This is a genomic window from Dolichospermum heterosporum TAC447 (genome assembly GCF_024584745.1).
Taxonomy (GTDB): Bacteria; Cyanobacteriota; Cyanobacteriia; order Cyanobacteriales; family Nostocaceae; genus Dolichospermum; species Dolichospermum heterosporum.
Genome location: NZ_CP099464.1, coordinates 365,946 through 389,358, shown reverse-complemented (window position 1 = coordinate 389,358; position 23,413 = coordinate 365,946). Strand labels below are relative to the sequence as shown.

Here is a 23,413-nt window from a genome sequence, read left to right as displayed (position 1 = left end):
AATGAACCCTAAACATATTACACCAAAATCTAAAAATAATCGTGCTTTTGCCCCTTATAATTTTGTAGAACTACCTAGTGAAAATAAATTAGTCACAGCACAAAAATTACCAAATAGCAATTGTTATGATAAAGAGCGATATACAGGCTATATTGAATGTACTTTAGTTACAGAAACTCCATTATATATTCGTAGCGGATTAATTCCAGATGATTTTAAAAACTTTGGTGATTTAAGTTGTAATCATCAAGAACTGGAGCAGGTAACATCAGAAGAACAAAAACGCTGGACTGATTTTTTTAATAACCCAGCTAATAACCGTCCAATTATTCCTGGTAGTAGTATTAGAGGTATGCTAAGGACAATTATGGAAATTGTTACTTATAGTAAATTTCATCAAGTTTCAGGAAATCAAAAATTATTTTTTCGTGCTGTTGCAGCACCCAAACTTGATCCTCTAACTGAAGAATATAATAAAAAATTACTTGACCAAGAAAAAAATCAAGTAAAAGCTGGATATTTGCAACAGCAAAAGGAGGGTAGTTGGCGAATTTATATTGCTCAAGATATTGAAAAACACCCATTTATATGGATTAAAGAATCATTAATACCTGATGATATTGAGTTAATAAAACTAAATAAAACTGATTATAAACCTCAGTATTTAGAAGTAAAATTTGATGAAATTACTCACTATAAAACTCGCTACCTTGCTAAACAGATTAGCAAAGATAACCCTAATCATAAATACAGAGGATATTTAGTTACAAGTGGTAATATGATAGAAGGAAATAAGGGTGATAAATCTCCACGTCAATATCATTGTTTAATAGGAGGAAAAACAAATGACTATATTGAAATTGATCATGGTGCAGTAGAGGATTATCTTGCTGGATTAACGGAATTTCAGAAAAAATATTTTGATGAAAATAGCGGTATCTTAAAAAATGATTATCCTGTTTTCTTCATAGAACCTAGACAAAATGAAAAAGTAACTCTATTTGGTCATAGTCCTAACTTCCGTGTACCTTATACTCCTCCTAGTAATAATGGACGTGCTGCTTCAGTTACAGATTTTATTCCTTCAAGATTAAAGAGTGCTGAAAACTCAGATATTGACATGACTGAAGCAATATTTGGATGGGTAAATAAAAAATCACAGGATCAAGCTCGCGCCGGAAGAATATTTATTACTGATGCTATCGTCGATGATGCAATTTCAGAAGATGAGATTTGGTGTCAGCAAAACCCTAATGCAAGAATTACTCCTCCAATTTTAGCTACTCCCAAACCTACTACGTTTCAGCATTATTTAGTACAAACTGACATTGATGGTAAACGGGAAAATCTCAATCACTATGGTAGTGTTCCTAATCAAGATACAGTAATTCGTGGATATAAATTATATTGGCATCAAAAAGATGTTAGCAGTAGTTCAATTAGAGAATCTAATGAGGAAGAAATAAGCAATAAACCAAAGCAATACACAAAAATTAGACCTATTAATTCAAAAGTTAGTTTTCACTTCAAAATTTATTTTGATAATCTCACTGATGAAGAACTAGGTGCATTATTGTGGATATTAGATTTGGCAAAAGAAAAAGAAAGCCGAATTTACGTCAAGGACGATCAAGAATATCGTTTTTCTCTTGGTATGGGTAAACCTTTTGGTATGGGAGCGGTTAAACTAACAAATCAACAATTATACCTAAGTCAACGTCAAGAAAAACGTTATCAAAAGTTATTTAACGGAAATAACTGGGAAACAGGAAATTACAATGATACTGAAATTGAAGCAGAAGTTTTTGTAGAGTCATTCAAAAATTATCTTTTGGATGAAAATAAAATAGGTGAAAATTCTGATGGAAATCTGGAAGATGTGAACCGCATCAAAATGTTATTGGAAATGTTGAGTTTCCCTGGAAAATCAAAAGGTAGTGTGCGGTATATGCAAATAGAACATCCGCGCAATAATAACGAGTACGATCAACGTCCAGTCTTGCCAAATCCCTCTGATGTTTGAAATTTTTTATAACTTAATTATCACAATTTATAAAGTCAACCAAAACCGAAAAAATAAGTGCGATCGCTCCCATCCACCCCAGAAACACCCCAATTGTCAGATATGTTAACAGAATTGACAATTAACAAACACTTCCAAACCCTAACCACATTCCCCCCACGCAACTTTCAACGAGAAGCCATTACTAAACTCCTTCACTGTCAAGACATCCTTCTCTGCGCCCCCACAGGGTCAGGGAAAACCTCTTGTTTTTATTCAACACAGTAATTATCATAGGCTTTTTTTAAAGCATCTTTAACCCCTTTTGCCACCCAATCAGGATTTAAAACCCTAGCACTAACACCGTACTGTAGCATTCTTTGACGAAACCAAAATATACAGTCTTCCTGAGTTAAAATATCAACATATTCTGTAGTTTCTAGTGAGGAAATAACTGTTTCGTGGGGTCTGCGGGGTCTATAACTCGCTAAATCTCCTGTCAGACGGTAGGTAATATCTAAAGTAGGAAATTTACTATAAGTCCAGGGAGTCTGGGAAACTCCACCAACTCTAGTAATGCGGTCTACTCTCAAAGTGATGTTCTGTTCAGCATTGGGTCTGGTTTCAAGATGAGAACTACGAAAGTCGGGAACTAAAGCAAATAAATAGAGAACACTGTTATGTAATCTCAGTTCGGACTTATCTAAATCCCAGAATGTTTCTTTACCTTTTCTGCTGCGATACCAAACCACAAAGCGGCGTTTCTGCTGAAATCTTTGCTGTAACTGACGCACAACTTCATTGATTTTATCTTCACTGTAATCTGTAGGTGGATGAAAGTCTGTTCTTAGTCCAGGGGACTTAGGTTTTTGAAAGTTACCAATGCGGTGAATATGCCCAGCTTCCGCAGAAAAACCCAGACTCGCCAATAACTCAGAGGCCATTGCTAATGCTTGTCTTTGTTCTTCAGATAAGATAACGGGAAACACTGATGTCACTAACTCATAAGGACGGTTGGGTGCAGCCTTAATTTCAAAACCGCAGTCTCGGAGTTTACCAATGGCACGAGCAATTTTCTGTGATAAATCACCAGCTTCAAAACCGCGATCGCTCAACAAGATTTCCAACTCGGCTTTTTTACAGGGTTTTTCCGCCAGCAGCTTCAATAACTCCAACATGAAACCCAATTGATTAGAGTTATTATCATTTTTTGATGACATCTCTATTTGCGCGAGTAATAAACTAATACCAAGTTACATATTACCCTATTGTGAAAGTTTCTTTACTTCCCCAATACTCAAAATTGAATCCGGGGGTCGGTACTTGTCCTTTGCAATGTATCCAAACCTGCAAGGTTAAACAACAAGCACCCAACTTTGGAGAAGGTGATCATTGTCCTTTATCTTCCCATCAAGCAGAAACTTATGCTGCAATTACCAACAGTGACGCTAACATTATCTTTAATAAATCTGCTACAGGAGACGGTAAATCATTAGCTGCTTATTTAGCATCATTGCTCAATAATTGGTTGAGGGTAATTGGACTATACCCAACCATTGAGTTAGTAACAGACCAAGAAAGACAGATTTATGGTTATTTTGAGCAGTTTAATCCACAGGGAATTGATGGAGTAGATAGTCTCTATGGTGCAAAGTTAGCTCAATTGGTTGAACAAGGAGAAAAGAGTAATAAGTTTAAAGAATTACTATTTATCTTTAAACAAAAATATGTGATTCTTACCAACCCTGATATTTTTCATTTAGTTACGCATTTTCGTTATCAAAACCCAGCTTATAATCGAGCAGAATTACCAATTATTTTAGCTAGGAATCTTGATTTATATATAGCTGATGAGTTCCATATTTTTGGCGTACATCAGGAAGCAGCTATTCTCAACAGTTTATTATTAATTCGTCATAATCGTCCTAAAAGACGACCGATGAAGTTTCTGTTTACTTCTGCAACTCCCAAACCAGATTTTATTAAAAAGCTCAAACAATCTGGATTTAAAGTTAAAGAAATAGCTGGGGATTATTTTAGTCAACCTACTCCTGGTTATCGTCAAATATGTCAAGCAGTAAATTTAGAGTTTATTCCATTAGAACAAGATAGTGATTCTCTAACTTGGCTGACTCAACAAGCTCCAAATATTCGTAATATTCTACAAATAGAAGGTAGAGGACGGGGTTTAATTATTCTTAACTCTGTGGCTTTGGTAAGTAGAACAGTTAGAGAATTACAAAAATTAATACCTGATATTATCGTTTGTGAAGTCAGTGGACGTATTGATAGACAAGAAAGGTCTGTAACTCACACAGCCTTGAAAGATGCTGATAAACCTGTATTAGTTGTGGGAACTTCAGCAGTTGATGTAGGTGTTGATTTTAGAATTCATTTACTAATTTTTGAAGCCAGTGATTCAGCCACCATTATTCAAAGATTAGGTCGTCTTGGTCGTCATGCAGGATTTTCTGATTATCAAGCTTTTGTGCTTTTATCTAGTCGTACTCCTTGGATTAAATCTAGGTTAGAGGAAAAATTAACTAATTCAGAATATGACCGTCTTCAGTTCCGAGAAATCATTGAAGAAGTGTTTAATCCTACCAAAGATTTTGAACAATACCGCAATTATTGGGGGGCATTACAAGCACAGGGAATGTTATTCAGCATGAGTAATAAAAAACAAGGAGTAATGCAACCATTACAAGATAAAATAGCTGAAGATTTACGTCTTGTTTACGGTGAACAACTAGATAAAAAACGTGGACATTGGTATGCTCTTAGTAACGATAAAACCGGAGTTGGTAAAGCAGTACAAGAAGAACTATTACGATTTAGGGGTGGTTCTGATTTACAAGCCGCAGTGTGGGATCAAGGACGGTTTTACACCTATGATTTATTGAAATTGTTACCCTGGGCTGAAGTTGAAATAGTTGATAGAGATGATTTCTTAAAAGCTGCAAAACAGGCTAATCATCCCCACACAGAATTTCCTGATAAATATATTCAAGTTTACCTCAAAATCCAACGCTGGTCTGATACCAGATTTCCCGTTGGTTTGGAATGCGATCGCCTCAATGACGAACTCAAACAATGTACTCTTTCTTTTATTGATAAATTGAGTATTACTGGACACCCACAAACAGAAGTTAGTCGTTGTTTAAAAAATAGAAAACTATTAGCATTTTTAGTACAAGTAAATCGCTCTCAAGCTAATAGTCATTGGGAAATTACTCGGAATCTTTATTTAAGTCATACCTTTGGATTATACCGACTCAAAGATGCAGATGGACAATTTCATGCTTGTGCTTTTAATCAAGATGCTTTGTTATTAGAAGCCGTTAAATGGAAAATCAAACCTTGTGAAAGAAGTAAACCTTACATTTTTTAAACTATGCCTACTCTATTGCAAACATTACTGATTGAAACATTACTAGAAGATACAGATCCAATCTTACGGTCATTTATTGAGACAATATTACCAGCAATGGAAAGGGAATTTGGACTCATTCCGGCTATGGGTGGTTCAGAAATCGTACATTATCAAAATTTAGTTAAGCAGGGGGATAAGTACGCCCAAGAAAATGCTAAACGCTGGGCAAATAAATCTGACCAAAGTTTATTAGTTCATGTTCTCAATGGACTGTTAACAGCATGGAATTTAAGTGTTCATTTACCTCAAAATTTACAATTACAACCTGTTGAAAAAAAGTTATTATGTTTGGGTTTGACCTTGCACGATTATAATAAATATGTGCGAGGTCAGGGAGAGGAACAACCACCACCAAAAGCTCACGAAATTGATGACATTATTAACTTGTGTCGAGATTTAGGGACTAAATTAAACTTTCAAGAGTTTTGGGAAGAATGGCCAAAATATTTATTAGAAATAGCATTTTTAGCCCAAAATACACAATTCAGTGTTGACAGCAATCCTGTAATTTCTAATTGGGAAAATGACCAACGAGAATTTACTATAGATGACCGTCGTTTAAATGATGTTTTGCGCCATTTACTCGCTTTTGGTGATGTTGCAGTGCATATATCAGACCCAGCAGAAATTGTTACCAGTACCAAAGGCGATCGCTTACGAGATCATTTATATTGGTTAAATATCCCCAAAAAGTTAGTTTATCATCGTCTGCGAGATTGTCGGGGATTAATTACCAATCAAATTCATAATGCTGTTGTTAATTTTGCGCGTCAATTAGGTTGGGAAGAAATTCTATGTTTTGCCCAAGGGGTGATTTATTTAGCACCATCTAATACAGATATACCAGACTTAACAGAGATTCAAACAGCCGTTTGGGAAAATTTAATTTATGGAGATGAAGAAAATAATCAAAAAGGATTAGCCGCATATTTTCAAAGTGGTGATGTTGGTTTTGTTCGTGATGGTAAGGGTGTAAAAATTGCCCCACAAACTTTAGAATTATTCAGTTCTGGTGATTTGATTCGATTGCTTCCTGAAGTCGTGCAAGTTAAAGTTGCCAATGCTAAAGTTCCTGCCACACCCAAACGATTAGAAAAATTAACCCTCAATGATACAGAACGAACTTTTTTATTAAAAGGTGCAGATATTCGGGCTGACCGATTAGCAGAGTTAATTATCCTGACACAAAGAGAGTTTTTTGAAGGTTCTCAAGATTATATAATTTGGATTTTGACAACCTTAGAATTACAAAATCAGATCACCCCAGAACAAACACAGGTACAATCTGGAGGAGTAAACTATGGTTGGTATCAAGTTGCGGCTCATTATATTGCGGCTCATGCAACTTTAGATGAACAACAAATAAGAGAATATCTGCAAGAATTAAGTAATAAACTAGCAACTTGGGCAACTGAAAACGCATTGCTCAAGGAAACAGCGAATCCTACCCATGAGGCTTTTATTAAATATTTAGGTCAATACCTAGAAATTTGCCCTAACCATCAGGCCAGTGAGTTTGCTAATGAATTAGCTGCATACTCCAATGCTAAAGTCACCAATCAACCTATTTGTTCTTTGAGTAGTGGTGAATCACAAGCCGAAGAACAATTAGATACTGTAGTGTTGTTTAAACCTCAACAATATAGTAATAAAAATGCTTTGGGTGGAGGACGCATTAAACGAGGTATATCTAAAATTTGGGCATTGGAAATGCTCTTACGTCAAGCTATTTGGGCTGCACCACCAGGGAAACTAGAAGAACAACAACCAGTATTTCTTTATATATTCCCAGCTTATGTTTACTCTCCCCAAGTTGCTAGGGCTGTAAAAGCATTAGTCCAAGAATTTAAACGAGTTAATCTTTGGGAAGTCCGCAAACATTGGTTAGATGCGGGAATGCACCACGACGGACTGCAAAATTTACCTTGGCGAGAAGAATCAGAAGCAGGGAGATTTTCAAGGAATTATTCGACCAAAGATTTGCCGTTTATGGCTATGACTTACACCACCACCAGAGGAAAAACCGTTACCGATGCTTGGGTAGAGCCTATTTATTTGACTTTAGCGTTGCCTCTTCTATTGGGTGTAAAAGTCGTTGCTACTAGCAGTCCTGATCCACTTTATGCCAGTGATCAAGAGTTTTCTGAATCTGCAATTTTAGATGGTGCAGCAGGTTTTTGGCAGTTATTTGGTACACCTCAAAATCTGAGAATACAAGATTTATCACCTGCATTAAACCGACTATTAATAGCCTACAGTTTGCATTTGGATAACCGTAGTAAAAAACCCGATGCTCGTTGGCAAGCATTGAATGGCACCGTCAGGGATTTAGTAACTGATGTTTTAAATATCTTTGCAATTGCTAATGAGGGATTTCGTAACCCTACAAAAGAACCAACAAAAGATGATGTACAAAAAATTTGGAATTATGCCCAAACCTGGGTAAAAGGAGACACAAATATGCAAGACAAATTGAAATTAATCCAGCGCATTGTTACAGAATATCGTCAATTTTATCAAGTCAATTTAGGTGAATCCAGTCATGCAATCCTGTTACCTATCTCTAAATCTTTAGAGGTAATTCTGACAGTTCCTGAACATATTCACCGGGAAGATATCATCCTTCAGGGTGCTGGACAACTTCATGATGCCTTAGAACGTCAAGAAGCTTACAAACGTCCCTATTTACTAGATAAATCTGTAGATATTAATACCCGCAAAAGTCAGGAATTAATGGCGATTCACCAGTTCATGACTACCTGTGTTGATGATTTATTTCTGGGACTTTATAAAGGCGATCGCGCACTGCTCCAAGAAAACCGCAACCGCATTAAATCCGGGGTTGAATTTGCCTATCGTTGGTCAGCTTTGCAATCAAAAAATACTGAAAAACCTGAATCATAAGGAATAGAAAACATGAACTTAACCACACTAAAATCCGAATTTCATCCTGCTTTTCCCCGGTTAGCATCTGGCAAATATATTCACTTTATCATGTTACGCCACAGTCAATCTTTTCCGGTGTTTCAAACTGATGGCGTTCTCAATACTGCGCGAACTCAAGCTGGTTTAGAAGCGAAAGAACCTATCAGTCGTTTGGTAATGTTCAAACGTAAGCAAATTACACCAGAACGATTGGGAGGAAGGGAATTATTACGTTCTCTCAATTTAACCAGTGGTAACTCCAAAGAAACAGATAAATTCTGTGAATACAACGGTGAAAACTCCTGCAAAAAATGCCCAGATTGTATTATCTACGGTTTTGCTATTGGTGATAGTGGTTCAGAGCGTTCTAAAGTTTATTCGGATTCCGCTTTTTCGCTGAGTTCTTATGAACAATCTCACCGTAGTTTTACCTTTAATGCTCCTTTTGAAGGGGGTACTATGAGTGAACAAGGGGTAATGCGAAGTGCAATTAATGAATTAGACCATGTTCTCCCAGAAATCACATTCCCCACTGTAGAAACCCTCCGTGACCCTACATTTGAAGGCTTTCTATATGTGTTAGGAAATCTAATGCGAACCCGTCGTTATGGCGCACAGGAATCACGGACAGGAACAATGTCAAATCATATTATTGGTATTGTTTTATGTGATGGTGAAATCTTTAGTAATTTACATTTAACTCAGGCATTGTATGATGCGTTGAAACCAGATATCAATGCACCAATTGTAGATATTATTGCCAAAGCAGCAGAAGTGACAACTAATTTACTCAATCAAGAACCAGTACGGAAAACTCAAGTAATTATGGGTTCTCAATTAACTGATTTATTAGGTGAAACTTTAGCTATTTATCAAAATGAAACCGCTTTGCAAAATACCCTAACAACGCTATATCAACAAACCAAAACCTATGCTGAAACTTACGGTGCTGTAGCTAAAAAAGGCAAAGGTAAATAGAGTTAAAAAATCAAGCTTGTCGGTAATGTTGGGTTTCGCTTTGCTTAACCCAACCTACAATTTTTAAATTAACAACTTTTGAATAATATGATTTTCTACCAATGTGATTTAACTTTGCATGATAATGTTTTTTTTGCAAGTCGGGAAATGGGTATTCTCTACGAAACTGAGAAATATCTGCACAATTGGGCGTTGAGTTTTGCCTTTTTTGAAACTGCGTATATTCCTAGACCTTATCGCCTAAAAGGTATAAATGCCCAAAAACCCAGTTATTTAGATTCTAGTCAAGAACAAAATCTTTTACATCTAAATGAAGCTGGGATTTATGTTTTTCCGGCTTTACCGATTACTTGGTCATATCAAGTAAACACTTTTAAAGCCGCCCAAGTTTCCTATTATGGTAAATCTGCACAATTTGGTGGTGAAGGAGCAAAACGCAATTACCCTGTTAACTATGGAAGGGCTAAAGAATTGGCTGTAGGTAGTCACTATAAGACTTATATTATAGCTCATGAAACTATCAAAATTCCCAGGTGGATTAGATTAGGTAAATGGTCATCTAAAATAAGAATTGAAAAGAGGGAAATTACAGATATCAAAGAAAAATCAGGACAATATATTACCAAGCATCCTTTAAATCCTTTGGATTTGTCCTCATCAACCAAATTATTGCTTTACAACCGAATTGTTATGCCCCCAGCAAGTTTAGTTAGTCAAGCTCAACTAACTGGAGATTATTATGAATTACCCGATAAAACTTGTTTACCTGTGGGAGTAGCTTATGGCGCAAGTACAGTTGTATCTTCCTAAAATTATGACTTTACAAAGTTTAGTAATTCAATTAGGTGCTGCTAGTGAAAGCACTATTCCCACTACATTAGGTAGAGCGATTCATGCTCAAGTTATGCAATGGTTAAGTTTAGGAGATGCACAAATAGCAACGGCAGTTCATGATAGTCAAGAATCACCTTTGAGTTTATCAGGATTAATTGGTTATCGTCGCAAACAAGGTATACAACTAGGTGATGATTTTGTTGTTCGGATCTCTCTTTTAGATAGTAATTTAATTCAACCTTTGCTACAGGGTATAGAATCTTCCCACAATAAATCTATTTATTTAGGAAAATGCCCCTTTGTAATTCGTAGTATTTATTCACTACCAGGGACTCATCCTCTAGTAGATTCCTCTGATTACACCATATTGGCAAATACATCAGTCTCTAGTGATATCACTTTGCAATTTCTCTCTCCCACCAGTTTTAAACAGAATCAAAATATCCAACCTTTTCCATTACCCGATTTAGTATTTAACAGTTTACTCCGTCGTTGGAATAGATTTGCACCCACAGAATTACAATTTCCTCAAGTTGAATGGCAGGGTTTAGTTTCTGCTTTTGAACTGAAAACTCATGCTTTGAAGATGGAAGCTGGTGCAGAAATTGGTACGGTCGGCTGGGTAAAATATCGGTTTCCAGACCCCGAACAAGCCAGAATTGCCACTGTTTTAGCTAACTTCGCTGTCTTTTCTGGAGTCGGACGGAAAACAGCTATGGGTATGGGACAAGTAAGAATTTAGAATTACCCATTACCCATATCTCGTTCCCAGTCTCTGACTGGGAATGCTATCACAGAGGCTCTGCCTCTGCTGTTATTGAAGGCAGAGCCTTCTAGAATTCATTCCCATACAGAGTATGGGAATGAGAAAACGAGAAATTACCCATTACCCATTACCAAATAAAATGAATGAAGATTATTTACCATTAGCTTATCTCAATGCCTGGGAATATTGTCCTCGACGATTTTACCTCGAATATATATTAGGTGAAATGGCGGAAAATGAACATATTATTTTAGGTCGTCATGTCCACCGCAATATTAACGAAGAAGGGACTTTTCAAGAAGGAGAAACCCTAATTCATCAACAACAATGGGTGTGGTCAGAACGCCTCAAAGTTTCTGGGATTATTGATGCTGTCGAAGAATATGATGGTCAACTTGTGCCTGTGGAATACAAAAAAGGCAAGATGGCACAACACCTAAATGACCATTTTCAAGTTTGTGCAGCGGCTTTATGTTTAGAAGAACGCACAGGTCGCACAATTACCTATGGTGAAATATTTTATCATGCCAATCGTAGAAGACAAACTGTGGCATTTACACCGCAATTAAGGCAAATGACAGAACAAGCTATAGCCCTCGCTCATGTTGCAAGTCAAAACAAAATGCCAGCACCTATTGACCATCCTAAAAAATGTCAATCATGTAGTCTGCAAGGAATTTGTTTACCTTTTGAAGTCAAACAATTACAACGTCAAGAATATTAAATTATGCCTACTCTTTATATCATTCAACCTGATGCTGTTTTAAGCAAAGATTATGAAGCTTTTCAAGTAGCTTTGAAACAAGAAGACGGTTCTTGGAAAAAACAAAAAGTTGCGGCTCAAACAGTAGACGAAGTTATTTTGATGGGTAATCCCCAAGTCACCGGCGATGCTTTTGTCTATGCTTTAGAATTGGGAATGCCAGTGCATTATCTTTCTACCTTTGGTAAATACTTGGGTTCAGCTTTACCTAAGTCTTCTCGGAATGGTCAATTGAGATTAGCACAATATGCAGTTTATCATGATCCTGTGCGGCGTTTGGAATTAGTTAAGGCAATTGTTAGTGCAAAGATCCATAATCAATATAATGTCTTGTACCGACATAATGAAAAGGATAATCTGCTCAAAGAACGGAAAATTTTAGTTAAAACTCAACAAAATATAGATCAAGTTCGTGGTGTGGAAGGTTTAGCAGCTAGGGAATATTTTGCTTGTTGGCAAAGAATGATAGGTAAACAATGGACTTTTAATGGCAGAAATCGCCGTCCACCTACTGACCCTGTTAATTCCTTACTCAGTTTTGCCTATGCTTTATTGCAAGGTCAAGTTATGGCTGGTGTTCATGTGGCAGGATTAGATCCTTATATTGGCTATCTCCACGAAGTTCATCATGGTCAGCCGGCAATGGTGTTAGATTTAATGGAAGAATTTCGAGCTTTGATTGCTGATAATTTGGTACTGTCATTATTGCATAAACACGAAATTAAACCCGAAGATTTTAACGAAAGTTTGGGTGCTTATCGCTTAAAGGACAATGCAAAAAAAACATTCTTGCAAGCTTTTGACAAAAAAATGAATGATGAATTTAAACACCCACTGTTTGATTATCGTTGTACCTACAGACGAGCAATAGAATTACAAGCACGGTTACTGAGTCGTCATTTACAAGAAGGTATTCCCTACAAACCTTTATCATTAAGATGACTACACTGTTTTATCTGATTATTTATGATTTACCTGACAATAAAGCAGCCAATAAACGTCGGACTCGTTTACATAAAATGTTGAGTGGTTATGGTAAGTGGACCCAATACAGTGTATTTGAGTGCTTTTTGACTGCTGTACAATTTGCTCAGTTGCAAACCAAGATAGAAAAACTGATCAAGTCTGATGAAGATTCTCTTAGAATGTATGTGTTGGATGCTGGGAGTGTGAGAAGAACTATTACCTATGGTTCGGAAATCCCTAGACAAGAACAGGCTATCATTATATAATTGATAGGTGAGATTAAATTTTTGGCAGACCTAAAGCGGGGTCAAAAACCCTGGAGATTCGCCAAACAGCCAGAACCTTGACAACTAAATACTTTCAGCGTTTCATTAGTTTCAGTTTGTGCTTGACCCGAAGCCTGTAATAAGGTTTTTTGAAAGGTCCGCCAAAATCGTCTCTGGATTCCGCCCCCAGTTTATGTTTCAGACGGCGGGGTTTCCGCATATCTAATCCCCGCAAGGGGACTGAAACATTTAATAATTCAATTCGCTTGCTTCAAGTTCTGGATTGTTTCCGCATATCTAATCCCCGCAAGGGGACTGAAACTTTGCGGTCATGCAGAAATGCCCAGGCAGATTAGAAAGTTTCCGCATATCTAATCCCCGCAAGGGGACTGAAACTAGAAGTTGGAGGAGTGTTAGTTGGAGGAGTGTTAGTTGGTTTCCGCATATCTAATCCCCGCAAGGGGACTGAAACACGGCAACTCTAGAACTAATTAAGAATGTTGGTTTATCGTTTCCGCATATCTAATCCCCGCAAGGGGACTGAAACACTATAGATATGTCAAGAGATTTCCCAAAAAAAATGTTTCCGCATATCTAATCCCCGCAAGGGGACTGAAACCGTGCTAGTTTAGCGATCGCCAATAAAGAATCTTTTGTTTCCGCATATCTAATCCCCGCAAGGGGACTGAAACTTGACGGTCAATCTGCCAATAGGGGAAAGTCTCAAGTTTCCGCATATCTAATCCCCGCAAGGGGACTGAAACGGAAATATCGGTCAGGGTGTGCAAGGGTTTTTGGGGGTTTCCGCATATCTAATCCCCGCAAGGGGACTGAAACTTTTATAAACAGTAGTTTTACGACCGAGTTGATAAGGTTTCCGCATATCTAATCCCCGCAAGGGGACTGAAACACATTAATCAATGCACTCATTGTATTTTGCCTGGGTGTTTCCGCATATCTAATCCCCGCAAGGGGACTGAAACGCCATCTACATATTCAACGACTTGCTCAGAGGATAAAGTTTCCGCATATCTAATCCCCGCAAGGGGACTGAAACCTGACTATGTTAAATGGTTACTAGAAGCTGTCTTAGGTTTCCGCATATCTAATCCCCGCAAGGGGACTGAAACAAGAAAAGGTTTTAGGGTTGATTGTCGGGTTACTCAGGGTTTCCGCATATCTAATCCCCGCAAGGGGACTGAAACCAAAGCTCCTAGCGCGTATAGTTCCTGTTTCACTGTTAGGTTTCCGCATATCTAATCCCCGCAAGGGGACTGAAACAACTTAAATGGTTTAACTACCACCGCACCAAGTTTAGTGTTTCCGCATATCTAATCCCCGCAAGGGGACTGAAACTACCATTACAACCCGGACAGCAACCGTCAAGTAGTTCTGTTTCCGCATATCTAATCCCCGCAAGGGGACTGAAACTTTAAAGAATGGGCTTTACTAAATGGATATACAGAGTTTCCGCATATCTAATCCCCGCAAGGGGACTGAAACAAAACCTTAACTGTGTTAAATCCAACTCAGAAGCCCCTGTTTCCGCATATCTAATCCCCGCAAGGGGACTGAAACAGTTCTCCACATTTAAGGTGGGTAAAGTATTCACTGAGTTTCCGCATATCTAATCCCCGCAAGGGGACTGAAACGTTTTATCTTGTTCTTTAGACATAGATAGAATACCTGTTTCCGCATATCTAATCCCCGCAAGGGGACTGAAACAATAGCGGAATACCGCTTAAATAATTCTGTCATGGTTTCCGCATATCTAATCCCCGCAAGGGGACTGAAACTGGCGAATGGTTTTCACCAAAAAGAAGAATGGGGTAGTTTCCGCATATCTAATCCCCGCAAGGGGACTGAAACATATCTTCTACAAAGATGTCAATGTATTTCTTGGTGTTTCCGCATATCTAATCCCCGCAAGGGGACTGAAACGCGCATAGCACCTTGGCGTTAGGAAACATATCTCTAAAGTTTCCGCATATCTAATCCCCGCAAGGGGACTGAAACAGATCCTTCATGCTCATAACCGTACTCATTTTTGTGGTTTCCGCATATCTAATCCCCGCAAGGGGACTGAAACGTTACTACTTGATAATGTTTGACGTTTTGCGGATATTCGTTTCCGCATATCTAATCCCCGCAAGGGGACTGAAACCTTAACCTTACTCCTTGCAAAGTACAGACTATTGAGTTGTTTCCGCATATCTAATCCCCGCAAGGGGACTGAAACTTAATATTTTCTTGTACATCTGTTGACAGTTTTATGTTTCCGCATATCTAATCCCCGCAAGGGGACTGAAACCAATGGCTGCTACAAATAAGTCTCTGATTTGGTTGTTTCCGCATATCTAATCCCCGCAAGGGGACTGAAACATCAAAGATCGCATAGGGTGAAGTTGGGCATGGATAGTTTCCGCATATCTAATCCCCGCAAGGGGACTGAAACTTGCCAGATATATCTAAATCCTCTAAGGAATTTATTGTTTCCGCATATCTAATCCCCGCAAGGGGACTGAAACCAGTTTAATCATCATTCCGTACAACTTCCGGTGAAGAGTTTCCGCATATCTAATCCCCGCAAGGGGACTGAAACCTAATATTGCTACGCCATTAACTGAACTGATAGATGATAGTAGTTTCCGCATATCTAATCCCCGTAAGGGGACTGAAACTAACCAATTGGAAGAGGTATCTTCCAGTGATTTGTATAATGTAAAAAGCTGACTTTTGAAATCAGTAATTATCTAGAACATAACAATTAAGTAATGTTAAGTGGTAATAAAATACTGTTATTAATGTTATACACACTGGACTAAGAACATGGGTCAATGGATAGATTTTCAACAGACTATTAATCAAAGGTTAATCAGAGAAGATTTAGACAAAGAGCAAACCAAAGTCAAAAATATGAATACCAAAGGACATGGACTTGTTCGGGGTATTGCTGGTTCTGGTAAATCCTTAGTATTGAGAAACAGAGTTGAGAAAATTATTGATGAATATGATGATATTTTGATTCTTAGTTACAATCGTTTCATGAATGGTTGGCTTACCTCAAAACTAGCAGAAAAAGGTATCCAAAAACAAGTTACCTGTAATACATTTCATAGTTGGGCTTATAATAAACTAAATTATGATTATAAGTTTGATAGGAATGATACACTAAGACTGCAAATTATAGATTTAGCTCAAAAATCACATTTACAATACCAAGCCATTTTAATAGATGAAGCCCAAGATTTTTATGATGAGTGGTTTAGGGCTATTTTAGAAGTATTAGATAACGATACCAACTCTCTCTTTTTTGTTTATGATAACACTCAGTCTGTTTATGGTCAGTCTCATAGAAGAAAACAAAATTGGTCATGGCGTAAACTGGGAATTGATGTTGTAGGTCGTTCTCAAATCTTCGATGTTAATTATAGAAACTCCCCAGAAATTCTTGAATTGGCTTGGCATTTTATACTTACATCATTGTCTGATGCTAACATAAAAGTGTCCAAAAAAGAACAAGCTGGAGGTAGAATTGGGGATATTATTGAACCGAAAACCAAAAAATCCAGAAGTTCAAATATTCAACCTTTACTATTACAAGTTTCCAATCATGAAATGTCTTCAACAATTGCCCAACAAGTTAAATTAGCATTATCAAGTTATAAAGAATCTTCCATTGGTGTTTTAGTACATCCACAAAATTGGCAACTCAAAAATTTAATTAGTGCAGAATTGTTAAAACTGAATATTCAACATCACGCCCCCAGAGGTTCTACAGATAGAAACATGAATGTGGTAGATAGACCCTTTGTAATTGTTGACTCTTGGAATGCCCTCAAAGGTGTTGAATTTGATGCGGTTATTGTTGCTGGTTTAGACATGGCTAATGAATTCCCCCATGATCCCGATGCAGATTTCCAAGAAAAAGCCGGGATTTACACGGCTATGACTAGGGCAAGGGAGCATTTGGTGATTTTATATGACACTAAAAACTCTGTTGTTGACTTGATGGAAAATGCTTTGAACTCCCCACCACAATTAGAAAGTGAAGACTAATTTGCGATAGCGAAGCACTCCGTAGGAATCTCCATAAGCATTGCTCACTTCATTCTTAGGAGAACGCAATAGCAAAGTAAAAAGCTTTTCAGTAATCAACCTGAAGTCCTATATTTTTATTGAGATAATTGTAACTAATGAAAAAGTTTCCTTTTTTAGCATTTGAAGGATTAGACGGGGCTGGTAAAACCACCTTAGCAGAACTATTTGCAAAGCAGCAAAATTTTAATTATTACGGTAGCATACCACCTGAATTAATTTCTTTACAGAAGCAAATAGCCGCAACTAATTCCCCAATTAGCACATTCCATTTTTATAGTTTGTGTAACATTTTACGTAGTTATGAATACAGAATAAAATTGAATAATTTAGGAGTTGTGGCTGATAGATATGTGTTTTCTACTCTTGCTTATCATAGTCTGTTGATGAAACAGGACTTGTCTTCTTATCTACATATCCTGCAATCAGAACAAGAATTTTTACTCCCTGATGTCATTGTTTATGTAACAGCATCCCAGTCAACAATTAACCAGCGTATTATCCAACGAAGTGAGAAAGTTCCTATGCAATGGTATGGCGATAAAGTTTCTCTTGAATATAATCTTGATGAATCATACAAACGTATATTTGCATTAGTTAATATACCAATCATACAAATTGATACAACTAATTCAAATCCTGAGCAAGCATATTCTAATTTGTGCTGCGAACTATACAAAATTAGCGAAAGTATACCGATAATAAAGTCTATAAATTTTGATGTAAATTAGCTAACTTCAAATTTTGATTTATCAAAAATAATTATCATGAAACCAATTTCTGTAAATTTTCATCTGTGGAAACCATGCAATTATCATTGCCGATTTTGTTTTGCTACTTTTCCTGATATCGAAGGAGCTTTAACTTTAAATGATGCTAAACATCTTCTTTTCTTATTACGTGAGGCAGGAGCAGAGAAACTTAACTTTGCTGGGGGAGAACCAACACTACACCCTAACATTGGCGAACTTGTAGCTGAATCGCATCGTTTGGGATTTATAACCAGTCTTGTGAGTAATGGTGCGAGAATGACTGAATTGCTAGAAAAACACGCTCATGAAATTGATTGGGTTGCATTGTCGGTAGATTCTGCTTCAGAAGCAGTCCAAAAGGATTTAGGACGGGGGAATGGTAATCATGTAATACAATCAATTGCTTTATTTGATAAGTTACATCAATATGGTATCCGCATTAAACTTAATACAGTAGTTACAGGCTTAAATTTTCAAGAAAATATGTCAGATTTTGTCAGGCGGGTGCGTCCAGAACGATGGAAAATCTTTCAAGTGTTACCAGTACAGGGTCAAAATGATGGTAGCGTTGAGGAACTGCTGATATCACCACAACAGTTTCAAGAATTTGTTGAACGACACCAACCTCTGATAAATGAAGGATTTCAAGTTATTCCAGAATCAAATGACTTGATGAAAGATTCCTACATCATGGTTAATCCACAAGGGCAGTTTTACAACATTACCAAAACCAAGAAGGGGCATTCATACAGTTCACCAATTTTAGAAGTGGGTGTAAATGCTGCCTTCACTCAAGTTGGTTGGAACACAGATGCTTTTTTACGTCGGGGTGGTATTTACTCTTGGAAATAGTTAGCACCAGGTCAATCACCATCAGCGATCGCCCCCTCGCCATAGGCATCGCCCCCGCCCCCCACCAACTTCTCAAGGAAAAAAAGTAATGGCATATTGGTTATTTCAAAATAATCCCAAATTATTAAGGAAAACAAGCGATCGCTGTTTATATATGAGAAGAAATGTCAAAAAATAACGGAGTATTTACTATGCAGACACAGACTTACAAATTAGGTGATATCAATTCTCAAGTATGACTACTTACAAGCAACTCCAGGATTACATCAAAACTAAATATCAGGTCACAGTTAAAACCTGTTGGATTGCTCATGCCAAAGAACAGTTAGGACTTCCACTTAAAGCATCTCAACGCAGTTCTAAAGGAAAACCAAGAGTTTATCCTTGTCCTCTAGATAGATTGCCATTAATTAGAGAAGCTTTTGAACACTTTCATCTTCTATAAAGATTCAATAAAAATATGAGCAATGAAATTGTAATATTTACACAACTCTAACAAAATATGATTCCTAGCGATCGCCCACAATTCTTGAGGAAAACCCAGGCGATCGCTATTCGCTGCTGCAAGCAGTTCGCTTCTCCCTTCGTAGACATCGCCCCTGCCAAATTATTGAGAGAAGCGATCAGACGATTTTCTTCGCTTAATGCGCGAGGGGGTGGGTGTAAAAAATTCAATTTCTCAAAAAATGCCTGAAATCATGTCTACACAAGCTTTTCATACAGTTCATGGAGTTCACCCATCCGCGCACCTTGCACAGCAAGAGTTTCAGCTATTTTACTCCTTGACACTTTTCTTGAAATGGATTATCATAAGAGCATCCGCGCAACTGAACCTTGAAAACTACATATATATAGGCTTTCAGCACCCCGCGATTGCAATTTCACTTACTCCCTACTAGGGATTGAAACATTAGAACGAAACATTGACCCTGAAAAAGATAGCATAAATTGCAATTTCACTTACTCCCTACTAGGGATTGAAACGGGCATACTATTAATAATTAAAGTTTATAAATTAATTGCAATTTCACTTACTCCCTACTAGGGATTGAAACTGAATAGTCCTAAGTTTGTCCAATCTGAAAGAAGTAATATTGCAATTTCACTTACTCCCTACTAGGGATTGAAACAACTTTGCGTAAACTAACAATCACTTTTAGACCGTATTGCAATTTCACTTACTCCCTACTAGGGATTGAAACCCCAGACTATTTACATCCCGTCTGCCGGAAGGCAATAATTGCAATTTCACTTACTCCCTACTAGGGATTGAAACAATTAAACTTAGGTAAGGGAAGAAAACCTAGAGTCGCATTGCAATTTCACTTACTCCCTACTAGGGATTGAAACGACAGATATAATAAAACTGGAGAGAGATATTTTTATTGCAATTTCACTTACTCCCTACTAGGGATTGAAACAAAAGGAGATAAGTTAGCTCACCTTTTATCAATATTGCAATTTCACTTACTCCCTACTAGGGATTGAAACAGGAGAAAATATAGTTTTTTAACTTTGGGAAGCGTCAATTGCAATTTCACTTACTCCCTACTAGGGATTGAAACTCTTATCATCACTATCATCATCAATAGAATAAAGATTGCAATTTCACTTACTCCCTACTAGGGATTGAAACAATTTTTTAAATGTATCCTTTTCCTCACCTTTACTATTGCAATTTCACTTACTCCCTACTAGGGATTGAAACTCTTTAATGTCGATTTCAAAATTTGTCACCAACTTACGGCGATTGCAATTTCACTTACTCCCTACTAGGGATTGAAACAGAATGCACTAAACGAGGTGGATAAAATACAAATTGCAATTTCACTTACTCCCTACTAGGGATTGAAACCATGGACTGAAACTACGGAGAAGATGGTGTCGAGGAACAATCTACAACGTAGTTAGAGAAAAAAGTCGGATTAGCTAAAATCAGTAAATATGTAAACTCTGCCTGTCAAGAAACATTTGTGGTACAATTTAGCTAAGGGTCAACACTTCAAAAACGCTCCTCAAGACCCTTTTATATTTTATACCCAATGCCTTATGTGAATTAAAAATTTGCAAACAACATCAAAGGTTGTGGCTTTTACGTTAATCGTAATTTCTACCTCTGTGAACGAGACTACGGTGTTTCAGCATCTAACTTACATAAGGTCTACCGAAAAATCAAAACATCAAATATCTCTCAATTATTTATCAATCCATTGTTCTAACAAGGGACTTACTTTTACAAGTAATGCTCTGAGATTTTTTTGCGGAACTATTTCTTCATGATGTAACCGCCCTAAAATAATACCTGGATGTCGGTGTTGTGTTTGGGCAAATTCTTCAACTGCACGGCGTGAAAAGAATTTTCCAGTTTTGCTAACAAAGTTGTTTAAGGCTTGAGTTTCTATTAACCAATGGGCTGCTTGTTGATTAGCTGCTTGTTCTTCTTCATTTTCTGCTAATGCTTCTAAATTATCTAAATAAGCTCCTTGATGTCCGAGAACAATATGCGCTAATTCATGCAGGAGTGTGAACCAAAATGAGTCAATTCTGTCATATCTCAATGTTAAGAGGATGTTTTAAAAGTATTAGATGAAACCGATAATCTCCAAAAACCTAACCCCCCTGCCCCCTTCCCTACGAGGGAAGGGGGTTTTCAAAGCCTCTCCCCGCTTCGGGGAGAGGTTTGGAGAGGGGTCTGTTTATACATTAAAAACTTTTCAAACACCCTCTAAGGCGACAACGGGATTATTGTTTAAATAAAAGGCTGCACCATCTAAATAGGTTTTACTGAGATGGGGGACAATGACAAAATGTACGCCTAAATCTGTGAGTAATTTAGGAATATGTACAATGTTTTCTAGTTGTGCAGCATGGGTGAGAATTGTGGGTATTGCTGCTTCTAGGTGAGAACGGTTAAAAGCGGGGATGGTTTGCTGTTTGGCTAGGTTTTCTACTCGTTTTACCCAAACTATTTGGGATGTTTCTTCTGGTTCTAAATGCTGTGAGCAACGAAAGTTAACATCTAATTTGGGGGTTTCATTTAAAGAAAATATGCCTAAAAAATTACAAACTTGCTGCTCTAATTCATCTAAGGAATTGGTTTTAGGAATCCAATTATTTTTAATCAGTTCTGGGATGGGAGCAAGGGTATATAAACGGCTTTTACGGGCTATATCTGGCTCGGTTTTTTGTTTACTTGCTAAATGCAAGCGATATTTGGCTTCTAAGTTTGTCCAAAATTCTGGTGATGTCCCAAAGGCTTGGGAAAGTTCCAGGGCTGTTTCTGGAGTAATTTGCTTATTACCGCGAATAATTTCGTTGATGGTTTGCACAGGCCGACCCATGATTTCGGCTAGGTCTTTCTGTGTCCACCCCCGCGCTTCTAGTTCTCGACTTAAAATTCTGCCTGGGGTTGGTACTCTTGCTGGTGCTAGTTTTTGGTTCATATTTCTGTTTCCCCTGCTGCGTGGTGTTAGTGGTAGTCTTCGATATCAATAATGCACCACAAACGGATAGACAATCGTTCCATTTGTGGGTCGTTAACCTCGACAGTTTCATCTGGTGTCCACCATGTACTTGAGTCATTCAACTTAAATTTTGCACCATGAGAACGGGGACGACCTTTGCCGCTATAAGGTGGTGGTGCATCATATACCACTCTATTGGGACGTAACCGCATTAATTTATCTGCGGGGATATCACTCGTTTGATTGATAAAACTAGCACAGCCATATTCACAAATCCCACAAGCTAATCGGACGTGTAGGTAGATTTTCGCACACCAGCTTTAGCTGTGCAGCGGCTTTTTGAATTGGATTCTCAAAACTGGTAATGCGTTGATGTAATAGCGGTAAAGCCCAACTTCCAGATGTCTCTGGGATGACTGCAATTGTGCTGTAGCCTTGTCCCAAGGTTACGGGTTTTGTTCCTGACATTGGTTGTTCTTGATGCTCATAGGTTTTGTCCTTTAACGTCGGTGCATCTATTCTCGCCCAAGCTGTATGATCTCCCGGTCAATTTTACATCACTGACCGCTTTTTTTCGCCAATTCTTTATTCTCTATAATCTGTAGTATTTTTAACTCACTTTTTCTCAGTAGTTTTAACTACTATCTCTGTTTTTAGTCTAAACTCCAGAACTAAGGGACTTCCAATTAAAAAAATCCCCAAAAGTTTCTTGTGGTGCGGGCATCTTGCCCGCTAATTACCAGGGACAGGCAGGATGCCCATCCCACAAAATTGGGTAATTTATTTTTTGGTAATCCCTTAATTCTTGATCAGACATTTGAATTGTCCGCAAGACTTCATCTGTAATCACCTTAAACAACGAATTGCTTCAATAGCAATAAGTAGTGAGACAGAATTAATTACACAATGTTATTGCGTAAGAGGGTGTTTGAGAAGTTTTTAATGTATAAACAAACCCCTCTCCAAACCTCTCCCCGAAGCGGGGAGAGGCTTTGAAAACCCCCTTCCCTCGTAGGGAAGGGGGCAGGGGGGTTAGGTTTTTGGAGATTATCGGTTTCATCTAATACTTTTAAAACATCCTCTAAGCGTTGCGTGGCGTTAGCCATATGGAACGAAGTGAAATGAAGCAATTTCAATGGTTGTGATTGCTTCCCTTCCCTCGCAATGACTGTAAATATTTTTGTCCAATTACTTGTACTCAAAACGGCTAGAAGCTGGACTTTTTTATCATCCAAATAACAAGTTCAAAGCCTCTCCAATTATAAAAGCTGCTCCTTTTCCCTCCCCTACAAGGGAGGGAAAAGGAGAGGTGTG

20 protein-coding genes and 2 CRISPR repeat arrays are annotated in these 23,413 nt (G+C 37.7%); of the genes, 14 read left to right on the top strand and 6 right to left on the bottom strand.

Translation table 11 applies throughout. The annotated features are described in order from the left end of the window. Window position 1 precedes the first annotated feature (1 nt). Both NG743_RS01715 and NG743_RS26780 read left to right on the top strand, forming a co-directional pair. Window positions 2–2,023 (top strand): TIGR03986 family type III CRISPR-associated RAMP protein, encoded by a 2,022-nt coding sequence (locus NG743_RS01715; RefSeq protein WP_257121367.1) that lies wholly within the window; start codon window positions 2–4, stop codon window positions 2,021–2,023. A 102-nt stretch (window positions 2,024–2,125) separates the two neighbouring features. Beyond that, window positions 2,126–2,290: a DEAD/DEAH box helicase gene (locus tag NG743_RS26780; protein WP_371316524.1), complete on the top strand. Its 165-nt coding sequence runs from the start codon at window positions 2,126–2,128 to the stop codon at window positions 2,288–2,290. Here the strand turns inward: NG743_RS26780 and NG743_RS01710 are convergent. After that, a complete protein-coding gene (locus NG743_RS01710) occupies window positions 2,275–3,222 on the bottom strand; it encodes a helix-turn-helix transcriptional regulator (RefSeq protein ID WP_257121366.1) in 948 nt (315 codons plus the stop codon). The genes NG743_RS26780 and NG743_RS01710 overlap by 16 nt on opposite strands. 50 nt (window positions 3,223–3,272) lie before the next feature. On the opposite strand from NG743_RS01710, the gene cas3 reads away from it, so the two are divergent. From cas3 to NG743_RS01650, 12 genes are all read left to right on the top strand, one after another. Continuing rightward, a complete protein-coding gene (cas3, locus tag NG743_RS01705) occupies window positions 3,273–5,393 on the top strand; it encodes a type I-D CRISPR-associated helicase Cas3' (RefSeq protein WP_257121365.1) in 2,121 nt (706 codons plus the stop codon). Window positions 5,394–5,396: 3 nt separating this feature from the next. Further along, window positions 5,397–8,339, top strand: a complete 2,943-nt coding sequence (gene cas10d, locus NG743_RS01700) for a type I-D CRISPR-associated protein Cas10d/Csc3 (RefSeq protein WP_257121364.1) — start codon at window positions 5,397–5,399, stop codon at window positions 8,337–8,339. Window positions 8,340–8,351: 12 nt separating this feature from the next. After that, window positions 8,352–9,338, top strand: coding sequence for a type I-D CRISPR-associated protein Cas7/Csc2 (gene cas7d, locus NG743_RS01695; protein WP_193962364.1), 987 nt, complete (start codon window positions 8,352–8,354; stop codon window positions 9,336–9,338). An 87-nt stretch (window positions 9,339–9,425) separates the two neighbouring features. Beyond that, entirely contained in the window at window positions 9,426–10,148 is a 723-nt protein-coding gene (gene cas5d, locus NG743_RS01690) for a type I-D CRISPR-associated protein Cas5/Csc1 (protein WP_053539795.1), read from the top strand. Beyond that, window positions 10,120–10,914, top strand: a complete 795-nt coding sequence (gene cas6 / locus NG743_RS01685; RefSeq protein ID WP_228043712.1) for a CRISPR-associated endoribonuclease Cas6 — start codon at window positions 10,120–10,122, stop codon at window positions 10,912–10,914. The genes cas5d and cas6 overlap by 29 nt, the downstream gene beginning before the upstream one ends. 115 nt (window positions 10,915–11,029) lie before the next feature. Next, window positions 11,030–11,662 carry a CRISPR-associated protein Cas4 gene (gene cas4, locus NG743_RS01680; protein ID WP_257121362.1) on the top strand — a complete coding sequence of 211 codons (633 nt, stop codon included), beginning with the start codon at window positions 11,030–11,032 and terminating at the stop codon, window positions 11,660–11,662. A 3-nt stretch (window positions 11,663–11,665) separates the two neighbouring features. Beyond that, window positions 11,666–12,643 carry a type I-D CRISPR-associated endonuclease Cas1d gene (gene cas1d / locus NG743_RS01675; RefSeq protein ID WP_193964865.1) on the top strand — a complete coding sequence of 326 codons (978 nt, stop codon included), beginning with the start codon at window positions 11,666–11,668 and terminating at the stop codon, window positions 12,641–12,643. Then, window positions 12,640–12,933 carry a CRISPR-associated endonuclease Cas2 gene (cas2, locus tag NG743_RS01670; protein ID WP_027404186.1) on the top strand — a complete coding sequence of 98 codons (294 nt, stop codon included), beginning with the start codon at window positions 12,640–12,642 and terminating at the stop codon, window positions 12,931–12,933. Before cas1d ends, cas2 begins: the two co-directional genes overlap by 4 nt. A 210-nt stretch (window positions 12,934–13,143) precedes the next feature. After that, window positions 13,144–15,614: direct repeats of the CRISPR family, unit length 37 nt; unit sequence GTTTCCGCATATCTAATCCCCGCAAGGGGACTGAAAC. Between the two features lie 148 nt (window positions 15,615–15,762). Further along, window positions 15,763–16,992 (top strand): UvrD-helicase domain-containing protein, encoded by a 1,230-nt coding sequence (locus NG743_RS01665; protein ID WP_257121361.1) that lies wholly within the window; start codon window positions 15,763–15,765, stop codon window positions 16,990–16,992. A 137-nt stretch (window positions 16,993–17,129) separates the two neighbouring features. Further along, window positions 17,130–17,762 (top strand): deoxynucleoside kinase, encoded by a 633-nt coding sequence (locus NG743_RS01660; RefSeq protein WP_257121360.1) that lies wholly within the window; start codon window positions 17,130–17,132, stop codon window positions 17,760–17,762. A 36-nt stretch (window positions 17,763–17,798) separates the two neighbouring features. After that, window positions 17,799–18,635, top strand: a complete 837-nt coding sequence (locus tag NG743_RS01655; RefSeq protein WP_257121359.1) for a viperin family antiviral radical SAM protein — start codon at window positions 17,799–17,801, stop codon at window positions 18,633–18,635. A gap of 235 nt (window positions 18,636–18,870) precedes the next feature. Then, on the top strand, window positions 18,871–19,080 hold the full coding sequence (locus NG743_RS01650) for a hypothetical protein (RefSeq protein ID WP_257121358.1): 210 nt from the start codon (window positions 18,871–18,873) through the stop codon (window positions 19,078–19,080). Window positions 19,081–19,127: 47 nt separating this feature from the next. Here NG743_RS01650 and NG743_RS01645 read toward each other — a convergent pair whose 3' ends face one another. The 5 genes from NG743_RS01645 to NG743_RS01625 all read right to left on the bottom strand — a co-directional run bounded on the left by NG743_RS01645 (window position 19,128) and on the right by NG743_RS01625 (window position 22,567). Next, window positions 19,128–19,310: a hypothetical protein gene (locus tag NG743_RS01645; RefSeq protein WP_193963573.1), complete on the bottom strand. Its 183-nt coding sequence runs from the start codon at window positions 19,308–19,310 to the stop codon at window positions 19,128–19,130. A gap of 197 nt (window positions 19,311–19,507) precedes the next feature. Next, window positions 19,508–20,490: a CRISPR direct-repeat array (repeat unit 37 nt; unit sequence ATTGCAATTTCACTTACTCCCTACTAGGGATTGAAAC). Window positions 20,491–20,830: 340 nt separating this feature from the next. Continuing rightward, entirely contained in the window at window positions 20,831–21,193 is a 363-nt protein-coding gene (locus NG743_RS01640) for an ImmA/IrrE family metallo-endopeptidase (RefSeq protein ID WP_035081195.1), read from the bottom strand. A gap of 156 nt (window positions 21,194–21,349) precedes the next feature. Beyond that, entirely contained in the window at window positions 21,350–22,078 is a 729-nt protein-coding gene (locus NG743_RS01635) for a HigA family addiction module antitoxin (protein ID WP_193963099.1), read from the bottom strand. 26 nt (window positions 22,079–22,104) lie between these two features. Further along, a complete protein-coding gene (locus NG743_RS01630; RefSeq protein ID WP_027400812.1) occupies window positions 22,105–22,311 on the bottom strand; it encodes a transposase in 207 nt (68 codons plus the stop codon). Between the two features lie 55 nt (window positions 22,312–22,366). Then, complete coding sequence (locus NG743_RS01625) at window positions 22,367–22,567, bottom strand: hypothetical protein (protein WP_228043863.1); 201 nt, start codon at window positions 22,565–22,567, stop codon at window positions 22,367–22,369. Between the last annotated feature and the right edge of the window lie 846 nt (window positions 22,568–23,413).